We start from the raw sequence: 698 nt of genomic DNA on the forward strand, positions 1-698 counted from the left end.
GTAGATGGTGCGTTGGTATCAATTGCGAAGACACGTGCGAAGTACGGTGCGGTACAAAACCGTTTGGACTACACCGTATCGAACTTGAAAAACGTAAACGAAAACATCATGGCGGCAAGAAGCCGAATTGAAGATGCAGACTTTGCGACTGAAAGTGCGAACTTGGCAAGAACTCAGATCCTACAACAAGCAGGTATGAGTATGTTGTCGCAAGCGAACCAATCGCAACAAAACGTTCTAAGTCTGTTGAAATAACCAGGCATTAGATTGATACGAGTCCGTTTTTACTCTGGAAATATCTTACTGGTAAGTTCCAGAGTAAGGACAGACCCACAAAGTAGGCTACTGAGATAAGGAGCCTAACGGTACAGACCAGTTTTTATGTATCCAATTTCGAATCAACACGGACGAGATTTGATACATCAATACTGGTGACTAAAAAAGTCGATGCGTCATTGCATGGAGTATTGAGTAAAAATTCAAGGGTTGACCCTGATAAGAGCTTTATAAAAACTAACGAAAGTTATATCATATTAGCTTAGGAGTTTTCCTTGTGTGTTAACGGCATTGTCCAGAAATGGCTTGCCGTTTTTTTTATTCCCGCCTTTAGCTTTTCCAAACGACCTCAATAACCCCAACCTGGCAGATTTTGCCATGCACCTCAATGCGCTAGATTTTTCGCCGGTCATTTAGCGCGA

2 protein-coding genes are annotated in these 698 nt (G+C 42.3%); both read left to right on the plus strand.

From position 1 onward, the window contains the following. Positions 1–255 (plus strand): flagellin (locus F8R13_RS11400; RefSeq protein ID WP_253806321.1); only part of this gene is annotated, 255 nt, incomplete at its 5' end. A 300-nt stretch (positions 256–555) separates the two neighbouring features. Continuing rightward, on the plus strand, positions 556–693 hold the full coding sequence (locus tag F8R13_RS11525; protein WP_172967761.1) for a hypothetical protein: 138 nt from the start codon (positions 556–558) through the stop codon (positions 691–693). The last annotated feature ends 5 nt before the right edge of the window (positions 694–698 follow it).

Source organism: Hydrogenovibrio sp. JE_KL2, from assembly GCF_009296185.1.
Lineage (GTDB): Bacteria > Pseudomonadota > Gammaproteobacteria > Thiomicrospirales > Thiomicrospiraceae > Hydrogenovibrio.